The following is a 16,347-nucleotide window of genomic DNA, read 5'->3' as shown; positions in this document are numbered from 1 at the left end:
TATCTCCCTTTTCGGAAAGGGTATAATATTCATTCAATGCTAAACAGATCCGCATCCTGCCAGGCCGGGAACTTCTCCCGATACTCTTTCAGCGCCGTCAGCGACAGCTCGGCATCAATGCGCGTTGCCTGATGCGCGTCGGCAGTCGCCATAATCTCGCCCTGTGGATTCACCACCCGGCTGTCGCCACGGTAATGATGCCCGTTGCCGTCCGTTCCCACGCGGTTACAGCCCACCACGTACGCCTGGTTCTCAATGGCGCGCGCGGTCAACAGCGCCTGCCAGTGCAGCGAACGCGGAGCGGGCCAGTTGGCAACATACAGCGCCAGGTCATAATCGTTTCGGTTGCGCGACCACACCGGGAAGCGCAGGTCGTAGCACACCAACGGCAGAATACGCCAGCCGCGCCACTCAAACACCACGCGTGCATTGCCCGCTTCATAGTGATGATGCTCATCCGCCATGCGGAACAGGTGGCGTTTATCGTAAAAGTGCACTTTTCCTTCAGGCTCAACCAGCAGGAAGCGATTCACCGCCCCGCGCTCGGTTTGCAGCGCGGCGCTACCGGCGATCAGCGCGTTTGTTTGCTGCGCTTTGGCATGCATCCAGGCAACAACCTCGTCCTGAGGCAGTGACTGTTTTGCCGCCTCCATCGCAAAGCCAGTGGTGAACATCTCCGGCAGAACAATCACATCGCGGCCGGTAATCTCTTCCAGTTGACGATCGAAGTGGCGCAGGTTGGCGGGGCCATCCATCCACACTAACGGTTGCTGCAAAATCGACATCTTCAGGCCAGGCACAATTCAGACTCCTCAAACGACCGCTTTTTGACACTGTAGCACGTCATTACGAGAAAATGTGGCAATAAAAAACCCTGCGCAGGGCGCGGGCTATTGCCTTGATGTCCGAGCTTACTCTTACAAAAAAAGTAAACAATCGTTATCAATACCGGGCGGAAATCCCCATTCCATTTTGATGTAACTATTTGTATGCTAATAATATATTTTCACAGGAAAATTGGGCGTATAGTGTGAAATAATAACCCTTGTTATTATATGGATATGAAATGCCCCACTTTGTCAGTATCGACGCGCTCGGTCTTGACCTTGATGGCGATAAAACAACCACCGGCGCCCGCTGCATCAGTTCCCTTCCCGCCAACCAGGATACCGGCAGAGGCATAGTTCGCGTCGGTGACAAAACGACGCCCTGTCCGGTCTGTAAAATGCCGGGCACCGTAGTAAGCAGCACGCCGGATTTCGTTAGGGGCTGAACGGCGTCGCCTTTCAGGGGCAGCCCGCCGGAACGACCCATTTTATTGGAATATTCGACACCGTTTCGGCTATCGATATCAAAAACTCGCTATCCATCAAATCGCAATGCCGCTTCGCTTAAGTGAACGGCACTGCGTGCAGGGCGGGGGGTGTCAGAGTGAAACGTGTTACGCCGCTTCAGGTTTGCGGTGTTTCTCCGGCAGTTTTACCGGCTGTGTCGCCAGCGCTTCAGGGTCGAAATCATCCACGTTAATACTGCGCAGACGGCTCTCTTCGGCTTTCACCAGCAGCGCCGCTTCATCTTTATTGATAATGCTGCCTGCCAGCGCTTGTTTCGCCAGCTCATCCAGGCGGGTAAACGGCAGGTTTTTGCCCAGCTGTTTGCAAATTTTCTGATGAATTGGGTCGGCGGCCATCACATCCTGCAGCGCCGCTTCCAGCAGACCGACCGGGTTGTGCTCGGTTGGCTCCAGATACTGACCACGGCCGATACGAGAACGGGTTGCGCTCGGAACTTGAAGGATCTTCGCCACTTTATGATCCAGCCTGTCAGACGGCGCCAGATAATGACGTCCGGTCGGGAAAATAACCGCCCGCAAGGCGCCTGCCACCACGCGGTTCGGGAAGTTCGTCAGCAGGGCGTCAATGGCCTGTTCGGCCTGATGCAGGGCATCCTGTACGCCCCAGTGAACCAGCGGCAAATCGGCTTCCTGACGGCCTTCGTCGTCGTAACGTTTGAGGACCGCAGAGGCCAGGAATACCTGACTCAGCACATCCCCCAGACGGGCAGAGATACGCTCGCGGCGCTTGAGGCTGCCGCCCAGTACCGCCATTGAGATATCAGACAGCAAGGCCAGGTTGGCGCTCAATCGGTTCAGATGCTGGTAATAACGTTTAGTCGCATCTCCCGTGGGGGTCGCGCTGGTCAGTCCGCGGGTCAGGCCCAGCCAGAAGCTGCGCAGGGTGTTACTCCCCACGTGGCCGATATGTTTGAACAGCAGTCTATCGAAGGCATCCGCGTCGTTATTCTGTGCGGCAGCCATCTCTTCCAGTACGTAAGGATGGCAGCGAATCGCCCCCTGACCGAAGATCATCATACTGCGGGTCAGGATGTTTGCCCCTTCAACGGTGATGGCAATCGGTGCGCCTTGGTAGCCGCGCGCCAGGAAGTTGCCCTCGCCGAGCATGATGCCCTTACCGCCCGCGATATCCATCGCGTCAATGATTGACTGCTGAGCACGGTGGGTGCAATGGTATTTGACGATGGCTGATAACACGGCCGGTTTTTCGCCCAGCATAATGCCATAGGTAATTAAGGAGGCCGCCGCGTCCATCACGTAGGCGTTACCGGCGATACGTGCCAGCGGCTCTTCGATTCCCTCCATCTTACCGATGGAAATTTTGAACTGACGACGGATGTGAGCGTAGGCCCCAATCCCCATCGCCACAGATTTCAGACCACCGGTAGAGTTCGACGGCAGGGTAATACCGCGGCCCACGGACAGACACTCCACTAGCATACGCCAGCCCTGACCGGCCATTTTCGGACCGCCGATGATGTAATCAATCGGCACAAAAATATCCTGGCCGCGGGTCGGACCGTTCTGGAATGGCACGTTCAGCGGGAAATGACGGCGACCAATCTCAACACCCGGAGTAGAGGTTGGGATCAGCGCGCAGGTAATACCGGGATTTTCTTCGCCACCCAACAGTTTTTCAGGATCGGAAAGTTTAAACGCCAGACCCAGCACGGTCGCGATCGGGGCCAGCGTAATATAGCGTTTGTTCCATGTCAGGCGCATACCCAACACCTGTTCGCCCTGCCACTCGCCCATGCACACCACGCCGGTGTCAGGGATAGCGCCTGCGTCAGAACCTGCTTCCGGGCTGGTCAGCGCGAAGCACGGAATTTCCTGACCACGTGCCAGCCGCGGCAGATAGTGATCTTTCTGCTCCTGCGTACCGTAATGCTGCAACAGCTCGCCCGGGCCTAATGAGTTAGGCACGCCAACGGTGATCGCCAGGATCCCGGAGACGCCTGCCAGCTTTTGCAGGACGCGCGCCTGAGCATAAGCAGAGAATTCCAGGCCGCCATACTCTTTCTTGATGATCATCGCGAAGAAGCGATGTTCTTTCAGATACGCCCACAGTTCTGGCGGCAGATCTGCCATTTCATGGGTGATGGCAAAATCATTGGCCATGCGGCACGCTTCTTCCACCGGGCCATCAATGAAGGCTTGCTCCTCGGCGGTGAGACGCGGTTGCGGATAATTGTGTAATTTCTTCCAGTCAGGATTGCCCTGAAACAAATCGCCTTCCCACCAGGTGGTACCGGCATCGATCGCTTCTTTCTCAGTACGCGACATCGGCGGCATCACTTTACGAAAGCCCCTGAACACCGGTGCGGAGATCATCGCTTTACGCATCGAGGTCACGTTCAACGGCAGAAGAATGAGGGCCAGCGGAACGCATAGCCAAATATTCCAGAGACCTGCAAGACCGAGTGCGGCGGTCCAGGCCAACAGAATCAGGCTACTGAGAAATAAACTCACGCGGTGATAAAACAACACACCGAGCAGAACAACAGTTGCGAGAATGCTCAAAATCATCATAAAGAAAAGCTCCCTTGCTTGTAGGAGGTCTGACCACTTGTGATGATATGGTTGTAGTGGATGTTATTTCTTTTAGCAATGCGTTCACAAAATAATTACAACATGGTTCACAATGTTCATCTTTTCTCCGGCACGAAAAATCAAAACGCCGGACGAATCGTATGGCTTTGGCTTCTCGCTTTAATCGCTATCCGGTACACTCCACTGAGTTATTTCATCAATACTGAAGGATTATCCTCATGTACCAGGATCTTATTCGTAACGAACTGAACGAAGCGGCGGAAACGCTGGCTAACTTTCTGAAAGAAGATGCCAATATTCACGCTATTCAGCGCGCAGCGGTCCTGCTGGCCGACAGCTTCAAAGCGGGTGGCAAAGTGCTCTCCTGCGGTAACGGTGGCTCCCACTGTGATGCTATGCACTTCGCAGAAGAGTTGACCGGGCGTTATCGCGAAAACCGTCCGGGCTATCCGGCGATCGCGATTTCCGACGTGAGCCACATCTCCTGCGTGAGCAACGACTTTGGTTACGACTACGTCTTCTCTCGTTACGTGGAAGCGGTGGGTCGTGAAGGCGACGTACTGCTGGGTATTTCGACGTCCGGTAACTCCGCTAACGTGATTAAAGCGATTGCGGCGGCGCGTGAAAAAGGGATGAAAGTCATCACCCTGACCGGTAAAGACGGCGGTAAAATGGACGGTACGGCTGACATTGAAATTCGCGTTCCGCATTTTGGTTATGCTGACCGCATTCAGGAAATTCACATCAAAGTGATCCATATCCTGATCCAGTTAATTGAAAAAGAGATGGTTAAATAAGACTTCGCTGGGGGCTGCATTGCCCCCGCTGTTGTGGAGGTGAAGTATGTGCGAACTGCTCGGGATGAGCGCCAATGTGCCAACCGATATCTGCTTTAGTTTCACCGGGCTGGTTCAGCGCGGGGGGGGAACCGGGCCGCATAAAGACGGCTGGGGTATCACCTTCTATGAGGGTAAAGGGTGTCGCACCTTCAAAGATCCACAACCCAGCTTTAATTCACCGATTGCCAGACTGGTGCAGGACTATCCAATAAAGTCCTGCTCGGTTATCGCTCACATCCGCCAGGCGAACCGCGGCGAAGTGGCGCTGGAAAATACCCATCCGTTTACCCGTGAACTGTGGGGCCGTAACTGGACCTACGCGCACAACGGGCAGCTCACAGGCTACAAGTCTCTTGAGACGGGGAATTTTCGCCCGGTAGGCGAAACCGACAGCGAAAAGGCGTTCTGCTGGCTATTGCACAGGCTGACGGAGCGATATCCGCGTACGCCAGGCAATATGACCGCCGTTTTTAAATACATCGCATCGCTGGCGTCTGAACTGCGGGAGAAAGGCGTGTTTAACATGCTGTTGTCTGACGGGCGTTACGTAATGGCATTCTGTTCGACGAATCTGTTCTGGATAACCCGCCGTGCGCCGTTTGGCGTGGCAACTTTGCTCGATCAGGATGTGGAGATAGATTTTCAGACAGAGACCACGCCAAACGATGTGGTCACTGTAATCGCTACGCAGCCGCTGACGGGCAACGAAACCTGGCAAAAGATAATGCCAGGTGAGTGGAGACTATTTTGTCTCGGAGACCGAGTAGTTTGATGCCAGCTGTGGATGGACGACTTTGTGGCTCAGCGGTTTGCTGACGACGTAGCGGCCATCGACAATAGAGACGACAGGCGGTTTATGGGTCTGCTCAAAGTAGTCGTATCCCGGCTTCAGCTGTTTCCAGAACTCGGTGTAATAAGAGTATTTGTGACGCGCCATGTTGGCATCGGTCATGCGGAACGGATAAATACTGACCTGCACGTTTGACTGACCAAAAACCAGCGCGCCCGTAACAAACTGGAAAATCTCATCAATACCGCTATCGGTCATTGCATAGCAGCCGACAGAGACGCAGGCCCCATGGATCATCAGGTATTTACCTTCATAACCGTGAGCACGGTCAAATGCGTTCGGGAAACCAATATTAATGGCTTTATAGAAACGGCTATCCGGTTTTAACTGGTTACGCTGAACGTTATAAAACCCTTCCGGACTTTTAAAATCGCCCTGACGCTGCTTTGGCCCAAGGCCGCCTGAGTAGTTACAAATCTTGTAGCTGTCGAGCAACTGATATGTCTCACCCATTTTCACAAACAGGTCGAGCGTGCGTTCTTCCTTGAAGATTTGAATATAAACCGGCGATCCCATTAACTGTTGTTTATATTCTTTGCTGATCGACGTGGGTGAACTGTTGCTGCTGAGCAGCCCTGCAAACGACACGCATGGAATCAGAAGCATCGCAATGAACAATGCGATTTTACGCATACTACGAGTTCCTTGATAAAACTAAGACCACTTGCCAGAACGGCAAAACAGACCCGAAATCAGACTATTCTGGATTAGGAGCGCTCACATTAGCATCGCCATAAATTTTCGCAATAGCCGGGCGGTTAGTTTACAAATTAGTTATACGTAATAGCCAGGCCAAAATGCGCTGCCGCCATGGACTGTGCGTAATCGCTCGCATTTAGATGTACTTAATGGCGGATTAACTGCTGACAACGCGGGGGGGATGGTACACTCGACCATCCTCTGGATTATCGTTCATGGAAACTTGCTAACCACATGTTTAAAATCAGAAAAGGGCTTGATCTGCCGATTGCCGGCGTGCCTGAACAGCACCTTTCGGCAGGCCCAACTATCCGGCATGTCGCCATTGTAGGTAACGATTACGTGGGAATGCGTCCCTCCATGCGGGTACAGAAGGGCGATCGCGTTATCAAAGGGCAGGCGCTCTTCGAAGATAAAAAAAATCCCGGCGTGCTGTTTACCTCTCCTGCTTGCGGCACCGTTGTGGCGATAAATCGCGGTGAACGTCGGGTTCTGCAGTCGGTAGTCATTCGCATTGAAGGTAACGAGCAGCGCAAGTTTGCCCATTTTGACGTGGAAGACCTTTCCACATTAAGCCGCGAAACAGTACAGGCTCAACTGCTGGAATCCGGCTTATGGACGGCAATGCGCACCCGCCCATTCAGCAAATCTCCTGTTCCCGATACACTCCCGGCCGCCATTTTTGTTACCGCAATCGACACTAACCCGCTCAGCGCCGATCCGCAGCCCCTTATTTTGGCCCAGCGTACCGCCTTTGATGCCGGGCTCACCCTGTTAACGCGCCTGACGTCCGGCAAAGTTCATGTCTGCCAGGCCAGCGGCGGAAAGCTTGGTGGACACCCGGAGGGCCAGGTCACGTTTAACGCATTCGCCGGGCCGCATCCTGCAGGGCTTGCCGGTACCCATATTCACTTTCTTGAACCGGTAAGCCAGACGAAGCAGGTCTGGCATCTCAACTATCAGGACGTCATTGCCATCGGCACGCTTTTTACGACCGGTACATTGTGCGCTGAACGGGTGGTCGCCATCGGTGGCCCACAGGCGCTGGCTCCGCGACTGGTGCGCACGCTGTTAGGGGCAGATATCAATGAGCTGCTTGCCGGTGAAATGAAAGAGGGTGAAAACCGCCTGATTTCCGGTTCAGTGCTCAGTGGTCGCCATGCCGCTGGGGCACAGGCTTATCTGGGGCGTTTCCACCTTCAGGTCTCTGTTGTTCAGGAAGGGCGTGAGAAAGAGTTGTTCGGCTGGGTTCTCCCGGGAGCAGACAAGTTCTCTGTAACCCGTACGACGCTTGGCCATTTCCTGCGCCACAAGCTGTTTACTTTTTCTACCAGCACTCATGGCGGCGCGCGCGCCATGGTGCCCATTGGCAGCTACGAGCGCGTAATGCCGCTGGACATTCTGCCGACCATGCTGCTGCGCGATCTGCTCGCCGGAGATACCGACAGCGCGCAGGCGCTGGGGTGCCTTGAGCTGGACGAAGAAGACCTGGCGCTTTGTACCTACGTGTGTCCCGGAAAATACGAATTTGGGCCAGTATTGCGCGAGGTGTTAACCCGCATTGAGCAGGAAGGATAACCGATGGGCTTAAAACACCTCTTTGAAAAAATAGAGCCGCACTTTACCGACGGTAAGCTCAGGAAGTATTACCCGCTATTTGAAGCGACGACGACCCTTTTCTATACACCGGGGCAGGTGACGAAAGGCGCGGCGCACGTACGTGATGCCATCGACCTGAAACGAATGATGATTCTGGTCTGGTTTGCTGTCTTTCCGGCGATGTTTTGGGGCATGTACAACGTTGGCCTGCAGACCATACCGGCGCTGCACCATCTGTACGATGCGCCGCAGCTCGCTCAGGTACTTCAGTCCGAGTGGCACTACCGCCTGGCGCAATCGCTGGGCGTGAGCTTTGCCGCAGATGCGGGTTGGGTAAGCATGATGACGCTGGGGGCCATTTTCTTCCTGCCGATTTACCTTACGGTATTCATCGTGGGCGGCTTCTGGGAAGTGCTGTTTGCCATTATTCGCAAGCATGAGATCAACGAAGGCTTTTTTGTCACCTCCATTCTGTTTGCGTTGATCGTTCCGCCGACGCTGCCGCTCTGGCAGGCAGCGCTGGGGATTAGCTTTGGTGTGGTGATTGCCAAAGAAATATTCGGCGGTACCGGGCGCAACTTCCTTAACCCGGCGCTGGCAGGGCGTGCGTTCCTGTTCTTTGCGTATCCGGCGCAAATCTCGGGCGATCTGGTCTGGACGGCGGCGGACGGTTTCTCCGGCGCGACGCCGCTCTCTCAGTGGGCCGCCCACGGGGGGGAAACGTTGGTTAACAATGCGACAGGCCAGCCCGTTACCTGGTTTGACGCCTTTACTGGCAACGTTCCCGGCGCCATCGGGGAGGTATCCACGCTGATGATTTTACTGGGAGGCGCCATCATCCTGTTCGGGCGTGTCGCATCCTGGCGCATCGTCACAGGCGTAATGGTCGGCATGGTGCTCACCGCTACGCTGTTTAACCTCATCGGTTCAACCACTAACCCGATGTTCTCCATGCCCTGGTACTGGCATCTGGTATTGGGGGGTTTTGCATTTGGCATGATGTTCATGGCCACTGACCCGGTCTCTGCTTCCTTTACCGATAACGGCAAGTGGAGCTATGGCGTGCTGATTGGCGTGATGTGTGTCCTGATTCGCGTGGTCAACCCGGCGTATCCGGAAGGGATGATGTTGGCCATTCTGTTTGCGAATCTGTTTGCGCCACTGTTCGATTACCTGGTCGTGCGCGCCAACGTTAAGCGGAGGAAGGCGCGTGGCTGATAGCAAAAATAACGACAGCATCAGTAAAACGTTGCTGGTAGTGCTGGTACTTTGTCTGGTCTGTTCCATCATTGTGGCTGGTTCTGCCGTGGGGTTAAAGCCCCGGCAGCATGAGCAGCGCGCGCTGGATAAACAACGCAACATCCTCGCCGTCGCCGGACTGATGCAGGAAGGGATGAGTGCAGACGATATCTCAGCCGTCTTCGCCGGGCGCATCTCGGCGCGGCTGGTGGATTTAAAAACCGGCCAACTGCTGGATAGGATCCGGCAAAGTTTAGCCCCTCTCAGGCACTGAAAGACCCACAGTTGAGCATCGTACTCGAGCCATCGCAAGATCCCGCCGGCATTAAGCGACGCAGTAATCTTGTTGAAATCTACCTGGTGAGCGATGAACAACAACGCGTTCAGGAGATGGTGCTGCCCATCTACGGCAACGGCTTATGGTCAGTCATGTACGCCTTTGTCGCCCTGAGTACGGACGGTCGCACGATTAAGGGAATCACTTACTATGACCACGGCGAAACGCCGGGGCTGGGGGGAGAAATTGAAAACCCTAACTGGCGAGCACAGTTTGTTGGTAAAAAAGTGCTGGACGACAACGGCCAGCCTGCGCTGAGAGTCACGAAAGGCTCTGCACGACCGGGCGACGACTTTGCCGTTGATGGGCTTTCCGGTGCTACGCTCACCTCCAATGGCGTGCAGCACAGTTTTGATTTCTGGATGGGCGAACTGGGGTTTGGTCCCTTCCTTAAGAACGTTCGTGAAGGAGCCTTGAACAATGGCTGATACAGGTGAACTGAAAGAAGTCAAAAAGGTCCTCATTGGCCCGCTGCTGGCCAATAACCCGATTACCCTGCAGGTGCTGGGTGTCTGCTCGGCGCTGGCGGTAACCACCAAACTGGAAACCGCGCTGGTAATGACCCTCGCGGTAACGCTGGTCACGGCGTTTTCCAGCATGTTTATCTCTATGATCCGCCACTACATCCCGAACAGCGTGAGGATCATCGTGCAGATGGCGATCATCGCCTCGCTGGTGATCGTGGTCGATCAGTTGCTGCGCGCCTTTGCCTATGAAACCTCAAAACAGCTCTCAGTGTTTGTCGGTTTGATTATCACTAACTGCATTGTCATGGGGCGCGCGGAAGCCTACGCCATGAAAATGCCGCCGCTGGCGAGCTTTATGGACGGTATCGGCAACGGTCTCGGCTATGGCGTGATCCTGCTGACGGTTGGTTTCCTGCGGGAGTTAATCGGCAGCGGCAAACTGTTTGGGATTACGGTGCTGGACACGGTACAGAACGGCGGCTGGTATTTACCAAATGGTCTATTCCTGCTGGCCCCCAGCGCATTTTTCATTATCGGTTTGCTGATCTGGCTGATTCGTACGCTGAAGCCCGAACAGCAGGAAAAGGAGTAACCGACAATGGCTCATTACCTGAGTTTATTTGTACGTGCGGTGTTTGTTGAAAATATGGCGCTCGCGTTCTTTCTGGGCATGTGTACGTTCCTGGCGGTCTCCAAAAAAGTATCGACGGCATTCGGGCTGGGCGTCGCGGTTACGGTTGTCCTCGGGCTTTCCGTCCCCATTAACAATGTGATTTATAACATTGTGCTGCGCGATGGTGCGCTGGTGGAAGGCGTTGATCTCAGCTTCCTCAACTTTATTACCTTCATTGGGGTTATTGCGGCGCTGGTGCAAATCCTGGAGATGATCCTCGATAAGTATTTTCCGTCGCTTTACATCGCGCTGGGGATCTTCCTGCCGCTGATCGCGGTGAACTGCGCCATCTTTGGTGGCGTCTCGTTCATGGTCCAGCGTGATTACACTTTCAGCGAATCGGTGGTGTATGGTTTTGGCTCTGGTATCGGCTGGATGCTGGCTATCGTTACCATGGCGGGGATCCGCGAAAAAATGAAATATGCCAACGTGCCAGCGGGATTGCGCGGCTTAGGGATCACCTTTATCACCACCGGGCTAATGGCGCTGGGCTTTATGTCCTTCTCCGGTGTGCAGCTATAAGGGCAAGCAAATGGAAATAATTCTTGGCGTAGTGATGTTCACGCTGATTGTACTGGTACTGTCGGGTCTGATTCTGGCTGCGCGCGCCAGGCTTGTGAACGCGGGTGACGTTGTTATTGATATCAACGATCAACCGCAAAATCAGATCCGCACCATTGCAGGGAACAAGCTGCTTAATACGCTCTCCGGCAACGGTATTTTTGTCTCGTCAGCCTGTGGCGGCGGTGGCTCCTGTGGCCAGTGTCGCGTTACGGTCAAAGAGGGCGGCGGTGATATTTTGCCAACCGAGCTTGCGCATATCACGAAGCGTGAGGCCAAAGAGGGGTGTCGTCTCGCCTGTCAGGTCGCGGTGCGTCAGAATATGAAAATCGAACTGCCGGAAGAGATTTTCGGCGTTAAGAAATGGGCATGCGAGGTTATCTCCAACGATAACAAAGCCACCTTTATAAAAGAGCTTAAGCTACGCGTGCCGGAAGGTGAGAGCGTTCCGTTCCGCGCGGGGGGCTATATCCAGATTGAATGCCCTGAACACACTGTAGCCTACGCGGACTTCGACGTACCAGATGAATACCGGGCTGACTGGGATAAGTTCAACCTCTTCCGCTTCGTCTCAGAGGTTAAAGAGCCAACGCTGCGGGCCTATTCAATGGCCAACTATCCGCAAGAGAAGGGCATCATTATGCTCAACGTGCGGATCGCCACGCCGCCACCGAACGTGCCTGCTGCCCCGCCGGGGATCATGTCGTCTTACATCTGGTCGCTAAAAGCGGGCGATAAAGTAACAATCTCTGGTCCGTTTGGCGAGTTCTTTGCCAAAGAGACCGATGCGGAAATGGTCTTCATCGGTGGAGGGGCGGGCATGGCACCGATGCGCTCGCATATTTTCGACCAGCTCAAGCGGCTTGGCAGTACACGTAAAATCAGCTTCTGGTACGGGGCACGCTCGCTGCGCGAAATGTTCTATGAAGAGGAGTTTGAACAGCTGGCGCGTGAAAACCCTAACTTTACCTTCCATGTGGCGCTTTCCGATCCGCAGCCGGAAGATAACTGGACGGGCTATACGGGCTTCATTCACAATGTGCTTTATGAAAACTATCTCAAACAGCATGCTGCGCCAGAGGACTGCGAGTTCTACATGTGCGGGCCGCCAATGATGAATGCCGCGGTAATCAGGATGCTCAAAGATCTTGGCGTGGAAGATGAGAACATTATGCTTGATGATTTTGGAGGTTAACGGTGTTGACCTTTCTGGCAGCATTCGTGGTGTTTTTGCTGGCGATCTTCGGCATGTCTCTGGGCTGGATAGTTAAGCGTAAAAGCATTCAGGGCAGCTGCGGCGGTATCTCGTCTGTTGGACTGGAAAAGGTATGCGACTGTCCAGAGCCTTGCGATGCGCGTAAAAAACGCATGGTGCGAGAGCGCCAGCATCAGCAAAAAAGAATCCTTTAAAACAGGCCGCCTCTGGCGGCCTGTGTCTGTTATTTTGCCCAGCTTTTCGCTTTGGCTGGCGAATCCACTAGTACTCCGTCAGCCCCTAACGCTTTCGCTTTCTGATAATCAGCGTCAGAGTTTACGCCGATAAAAATCAGATGCGCCTTACCCTGGGAACGGAAGCAATCAACCGCTTCCTTATCCCAGGTTAAGGTGGCAGGAGAAATACCTTCGCCTAAGGTGAATTTCTCGACCACTTCGACCTTTCTGTTTAACTCAAGACCGTACCAGTAATCCTGCATTTTTTTCGATGGCGGCTGGCACTCATGGCTGAGCGAAATATTTGCCAGGCGAGTTCGCGTTTCGCTGCGTGTGACAAAGCGAGGAATGTCGGTGGGGAGTGCTTCCAGATAACGATCCTCAGTTGAATAGACGCGAACCCTGTCCAGACTGTGGGTCGCTTTCAGGACATTTAGCAGTTGTTTACCCATTGTCACCGGATCGGCATCAGGGGATTTGATGTCAATATAAAAACGGGTGCCGGGCCAGGTCGTCAGCACGGATTGCAGCGTAGGTATTGTGCTGTGCATCAGGTTTTCCGGCAGGCCTTTATCTTTCCATGTCACGCTGGCGTCCACTTTTGCAAGTTCATTAACGTCATACCGGGAAATTTTCCCCTGCTGATTGGTCAACGTTTTTAAGTCGCTTGGGCGATAAAGGACCGGAACGCCGTCACGGCTTAGCTGGACGGTGATCCAAATCGCCTGGGCGTTGTTCTCAAGCGCGAGTTTAATGGCGGGAAGAGTATTTTCAGGTGCGTCCGCTGTACCACCACGGTGGGCGATAATTTCCGGATTGGCGGACGCCGCGCTTGCAAGGAAGAGTAATGAAGCTGAAATCATTCTTTTCATGAATAAATGCCCACTATTTATTAGTTAACTTTATGTATACTAAGAGAATTATGCCGAACATTTGTATCACGTTTTTATGACAGGTGTGAGTCATGAAAAGAGCTGACGCATTTTTGGTCTTTTGCTATACTGTATATAAATACATGTGTGGTGTAATGAATGCGCAAAATAATCCATGTCGATATGGACTGCTTTTTTGCCGCAGTGGAGATGCGTGACAATCCGGCACTGCGGGATATTCCTGTTGCCATCGGCGGCAGCCGTGTCCAGCGGGGTGTCATCAGCACCGCCAACTATCCCGCGCGAAAATTTGGCGTGCGCAGTGCTATGCCTACCGCAATGGCGCTGAAACTCTGCCCGCATCTCACGCTTTTGCCGGGCCGGTTCGAAGCGTATAAAGAGGCCTCAGCGCACATCCGGCAAATCTTTGCTCGTTACACCTCACTGATTGAACCCCTATCGCTGGACGAAGCTTATCTTGATGTCACCGACAGCGTGCATTGCCATGGCTCCGCCACGCTGATGGCGCAGGAGATCCGCCAGACGATTTTTAACGAGCTGAACCTGACCGCATCGGCGGGGGTCGCTCCGGTAAAATTCCTCGCCAAAATTGCCTCAGATTTAAATAAACCTAATGGTCAGTACGTCATCACGCCTGAAGAGGTTCCGGCGTTTCTAAAAAACCTGCCGCTCGGCAAAATACCCGGCGTAGGAAAAGTCTCTGCGGCAAAACTGGAAAGTATGGGGTTACGTACCTGCGAGGATGTACAGCGAAGCGACCTTGCCCTGCTGCTTAAACGCTTTGGCAAGTTTGGCCGCGTGCTGTGGGAGCGCAGCCTGGGGATTGACGATCGAGATGTGAATAATGAGCGGCTGCGTAAATCCGTCGGGGTTGAACGTACGCTCATTGAAGATATTCATGAGTGGTCAGCGTGTGAAACCATTATTACAGAGCAACTCTATCCTGAACTGGAAAGACGTTTATTGAAGGTAAAACCGGATCTGCTGATTGCCCGTCAGGGCATAAAACTCAAATTTAATGATTTCCAACAAACGACTCAGGAACACGTCTGGCCGCGTTTAAATAAAGAGGATCTCATCGCCACTGCGAAAAAGGCCTGGGAAGAGCGTCGGGGGGGGCGAGGGGTGAGGCTGGTAGGATTGCACGTCACACTGCTGGATCCCCAGTTAGAGCGACAGTTGATACTGGGGCTGTAAAAAAGCCCGGCGGCGCTACGCTCCGGGCCTGCGTTTTTCACCCTCCCCACCGGAAGAGGGCTGTTGGAGAGTATTACTTCACCGGAATCGCTTTTAGCAGTTCGGTCAGAAGGGTCCAGTAATGGCCCACGCTTTCAATGTGCACCTGCTCATCCGGCGAGTGGGGGCCGGTGATGGTTGGCCCAATAGAAACCATGTCCATGTCCGGATACGGTTTCTTAAACAGCCCACATTCCAGCCCTGCGTGGATCACCTGAATATTCGGGGTGCTGTTGAACAGACGCTGGTAAGTTTCACGTACCAGGGCCATCACCGGAGAGCTTGCATCCGGCTGCCAGCCCGGGTAGCTACCTTTAGCAGATGTTTCCGCGCCCGCCAGGGTGCCCAGAGATTTCAGCATGCTCACCACATACTCTTTACCGCTGTCGATGAGTGAACGGATCAGGCAGATGATTTCAGCGCTATCGTCCCCCATGGTCACCACGCCTACGTTGAGTGAGGTTTCAACCACGCCTTTCGCGACGTCAGAGTTGCGGATCACGCCGTTTGGCGTTGCGTTCAGCAGTTGAACGAAGCTGTCACGAGACTGGGCTGTCAGCGCGCCTTTATCCGTGGTCACAGATCCCAGCTCCATGGTCAGGTTCTTCTCTTTCTCAGACAGTTCGTTTTTCAGGGTATCCAGATAAATGCTGGCGTGTTTTTTTAGCTCGTCTGCTTTTTGCGCAGGTACGGCCAGTGTCGCGAAGGCCTCACGCGGAATAGCGTTGCGCAGCGTACCGCCGTTGAAATCAACCAGGCGCAGCTCCAGCTCCGCCGCATGGGCTGCCAGGAAGCGTGCCAGCAGTTTGTTGGCATTGCCCAGGCCTAAATGAATATCACCGCCGGAGTGGCCGCCTTTCAGCCCTTTCAGCGTCAGCCTGAAGGTCTGGAAGCCAGCAGGAACAGCTTCGCGGGACAGCGGCAGGGTAGAGATGAAATCAATACCTCCGGCGCAACCCATGTAGATTTCACCTTCTTCTTCGGAGTCGGTGTTGATCAGTATATCCGCCTGCAGCCAGTTCGCCTGCAGACCAAACGCACCGTCCATACCCGCCTCTTCGGTCATGGTCAGTAGTACTTCCAGCGGACCGTGTTCAACGCGGTCATCAGCCAGTACGGCCAACGCAGACGCCATACCGATACCGTTATCCGCGCCAAGCGTCGTGCCGCGCGCTTTAACCCACTCACCGTCAATGTATGGCTGGATAGGGTCTTTAGTGAAGTCGTGAACGGTGTCGTTGTTTTTTTGTGGAACCATGTCCAGGTGCGCCTGCAGGACAACCGGTTTGCGGTTTTCCATGCCGGCGGTCGCCGCTTTGCGGATCAGAATATTGCCAACCTGGTCGCGTTCAGCGTGCAGACCTTTTTCCTTCGCCCAACCCATAATATGTTCGGCAAGTTGTTCTTCATGGTAGGAAGGATGCGGAATTGAACAGATTTTGGCAAAAATATCCCACAGCGGCTGTGGTGATAATTGAGACAGTTCAGACACGATAAGTCTCCTTGTTGATGCGCTGCAAAGAATGTTGCAGGTCACAGGGTTAGCAGGTTAATAGTTACCACAAGTCAGGCTTGCGAGATGCAACTGAGAATACCACTTTCTCCAGTGGCGGGTA

15 protein-coding genes and 1 pseudogene are annotated in these 16,347 nt (G+C 53.9%); 11 read left to right on the top strand and 5 right to left on the bottom strand.

Annotated features, from left to right (window positions below; genetic code table 11):
• Positions 1–29: 29 nt before the first annotated feature.
• Positions 30–800, bottom strand: coding sequence for an amidohydrolase (locus NL510_RS18665; protein WP_253379175.1), 771 nt, complete (start codon positions 798–800; stop codon positions 30–32).
• Positions 801–1,066: 266 nt separating this feature from the next.
• Here NL510_RS18665 and NL510_RS18660 point away from each other — a divergent pair, with 266 nt between their 5' ends.
• On the top strand, positions 1,067–1,273 hold the full coding sequence (locus tag NL510_RS18660) for a PAAR domain-containing protein (protein ID WP_253379172.1): 207 nt from the start codon (positions 1,067–1,069) through the stop codon (positions 1,271–1,273).
• A gap of 168 nt (positions 1,274–1,441) precedes the next feature.
• Here the strand turns inward: NL510_RS18660 and fadE are convergent, their stop codons facing one another.
• Complete coding sequence (fadE, locus tag NL510_RS18655) at positions 1,442–3,886, bottom strand: acyl-CoA dehydrogenase FadE (RefSeq protein WP_253379171.1); 2,445 nt, start codon at positions 3,884–3,886, stop codon at positions 1,442–1,444.
• Between the two features lie 239 nt (positions 3,887–4,125).
• Between fadE and lpcA the strand changes: the two genes are divergently transcribed.
• Positions 4,126–4,704 (top strand): D-sedoheptulose 7-phosphate isomerase, encoded by a 579-nt coding sequence (lpcA, locus tag NL510_RS18650; RefSeq protein ID WP_253379170.1) that lies wholly within the window; start codon positions 4,126–4,128, stop codon positions 4,702–4,704.
• A 46-nt stretch (positions 4,705–4,750) separates the two neighbouring features.
• Positions 4,751–5,518, top strand: coding sequence for a class II glutamine amidotransferase (locus NL510_RS18645; RefSeq protein WP_253379169.1), 768 nt, complete (start codon positions 4,751–4,753; stop codon positions 5,516–5,518).
• Here the strand turns inward: NL510_RS18645 and dpaA are convergent.
• Positions 5,489–6,229, bottom strand: coding sequence for a peptidoglycan meso-diaminopimelic acid protein amidase (gene dpaA, locus NL510_RS18640; protein WP_253379166.1), 741 nt, complete (start codon positions 6,227–6,229; stop codon positions 5,489–5,491). The genes NL510_RS18645 and dpaA overlap by 30 nt on opposite strands.
• A gap of 300 nt (positions 6,230–6,529) precedes the next feature.
• Between dpaA and NL510_RS18635 the strand changes: the two genes are divergently transcribed.
• From NL510_RS18635 to nqrM, 7 genes and pseudogenes are all read left to right on the top strand, one after another.
• A complete protein-coding gene (locus NL510_RS18635) occupies positions 6,530–7,873 on the top strand; it encodes a Na(+)-translocating NADH-quinone reductase subunit A (RefSeq protein ID WP_253379165.1) in 1,344 nt (447 codons plus the stop codon).
• Between the two features lie 3 nt (positions 7,874–7,876).
• Complete coding sequence (locus NL510_RS18630; protein WP_253379164.1) at positions 7,877–9,112, top strand: NADH:ubiquinone reductase (Na(+)-transporting) subunit B; 1,236 nt, start codon at positions 7,877–7,879, stop codon at positions 9,110–9,112.
• Positions 9,105–9,898 (top strand): annotated as a pseudogene (locus NL510_RS18625) (Na(+)-translocating NADH-quinone reductase subunit C). The gene NL510_RS18630 and the pseudogene NL510_RS18625 overlap by 8 nt, the downstream one beginning before the upstream one ends.
• Positions 9,891–10,529, top strand: coding sequence for an NADH:ubiquinone reductase (Na(+)-transporting) subunit D (locus NL510_RS18620; RefSeq protein WP_253379163.1), 639 nt, complete (start codon positions 9,891–9,893; stop codon positions 10,527–10,529). Before NL510_RS18625 ends, NL510_RS18620 begins: the two are co-directional and overlap by 8 nt.
• 6 nt (positions 10,530–10,535) lie before the next feature.
• Positions 10,536–11,132 carry an NADH:ubiquinone reductase (Na(+)-transporting) subunit E gene (nqrE, locus tag NL510_RS18615; RefSeq protein WP_253379162.1) on the top strand — a complete coding sequence of 199 codons (597 nt, stop codon included), beginning with the start codon at positions 10,536–10,538 and terminating at the stop codon, positions 11,130–11,132.
• Positions 11,133–11,142: 10 nt separating this feature from the next.
• A complete protein-coding gene (gene nqrF, locus NL510_RS18610) occupies positions 11,143–12,366 on the top strand; it encodes an NADH:ubiquinone reductase (Na(+)-transporting) subunit F (protein ID WP_253379161.1) in 1,224 nt (407 codons plus the stop codon).
• A 53-nt stretch (positions 12,367–12,419) separates the two neighbouring features.
• Entirely contained in the window at positions 12,420–12,581 is a 162-nt protein-coding gene (gene nqrM, locus NL510_RS18605) for a (Na+)-NQR maturation NqrM (protein WP_436299141.1), read from the top strand.
• Between the two features lie 29 nt (positions 12,582–12,610).
• On the opposite strand, the gene NL510_RS18600 is transcribed toward nqrM, so the two are convergent.
• On the bottom strand, positions 12,611–13,474 hold the full coding sequence (locus NL510_RS18600) for a glycerophosphodiester phosphodiesterase family protein (protein ID WP_253379157.1): 864 nt from the start codon (positions 13,472–13,474) through the stop codon (positions 12,611–12,613).
• Between the two features lie 159 nt (positions 13,475–13,633).
• Here NL510_RS18600 and dinB point away from each other — a divergent pair, with 159 nt between their 5' ends.
• Positions 13,634–14,692, top strand: a complete 1,059-nt coding sequence (gene dinB, locus NL510_RS18595) for a DNA polymerase IV (RefSeq protein ID WP_253379155.1) — start codon at positions 13,634–13,636, stop codon at positions 14,690–14,692.
• 73 nt (positions 14,693–14,765) lie between these two features.
• On the opposite strand, the gene pepD is transcribed toward dinB, so the two are convergent.
• Complete coding sequence (gene pepD / locus NL510_RS18590; RefSeq protein ID WP_253379153.1) at positions 14,766–16,223, bottom strand: cytosol nonspecific dipeptidase; 1,458 nt, start codon at positions 16,221–16,223, stop codon at positions 14,766–14,768.
• Between the last annotated feature and the right edge of the window lie 124 nt (positions 16,224–16,347).

It is taken from the genome of unidentified bacterial endosymbiont (assembly GCF_918797525.1).
Lineage (GTDB): Bacteria > Pseudomonadota > Gammaproteobacteria > Enterobacterales > Enterobacteriaceae > Enterobacter.
The sequence above is the reverse complement of the archived record's forward strand: the minus strand, read 5'-3'. Positions and strand labels throughout refer to the sequence as shown.

Coding starts and splice junctions, on each gene's coding strand:
- NL510_RS18660 (WP_253379172.1), top strand. CDS start 1,067: ATGCCCCACTTTGTCAGTATCGACGCGCTCGGTCTTGACCTTGATGGC.
- fadE (WP_253379171.1), bottom strand. CDS start 3,886: ATGATGATTTTGAGCATTCTCGCAACTGTTGTTCTGCTCGGTGTGTTG.
- lpcA (WP_253379170.1), top strand. CDS start 4,126: ATGTACCAGGATCTTATTCGTAACGAACTGAACGAAGCGGCGGAAACG.
- NL510_RS18645 (WP_253379169.1), top strand. CDS start 4,751: ATGTGCGAACTGCTCGGGATGAGCGCCAATGTGCCAACCGATATCTGC.
- dpaA (WP_253379166.1), bottom strand. CDS start 6,229: ATGCGTAAAATCGCATTGTTCATTGCGATGCTTCTGATTCCATGCGTG.
- NL510_RS18635 (WP_253379165.1), top strand. CDS start 6,530: ATGTTTAAAATCAGAAAAGGGCTTGATCTGCCGATTGCCGGCGTGCCT.
- NL510_RS18630 (WP_253379164.1), top strand. CDS start 7,877: ATGGGCTTAAAACACCTCTTTGAAAAAATAGAGCCGCACTTTACCGAC.
- NL510_RS18620 (WP_253379163.1), top strand. CDS start 9,891: ATGGCTGATACAGGTGAACTGAAAGAAGTCAAAAAGGTCCTCATTGGC.
- nqrE (WP_253379162.1), top strand. CDS start 10,536: ATGGCTCATTACCTGAGTTTATTTGTACGTGCGGTGTTTGTTGAAAAT.
- nqrF (WP_253379161.1), top strand. CDS start 11,143: ATGGAAATAATTCTTGGCGTAGTGATGTTCACGCTGATTGTACTGGTA.
- nqrM (WP_436299141.1), top strand. CDS start 12,420: ATGTCTCTGGGCTGGATAGTTAAGCGTAAAAGCATTCAGGGCAGCTGC.
- NL510_RS18600 (WP_253379157.1), bottom strand. CDS start 13,474: ATGAAAAGAATGATTTCAGCTTCATTACTCTTCCTTGCAAGCGCGGCG.
- dinB (WP_253379155.1), top strand. CDS start 13,634: ATGCGCAAAATAATCCATGTCGATATGGACTGCTTTTTTGCCGCAGTG.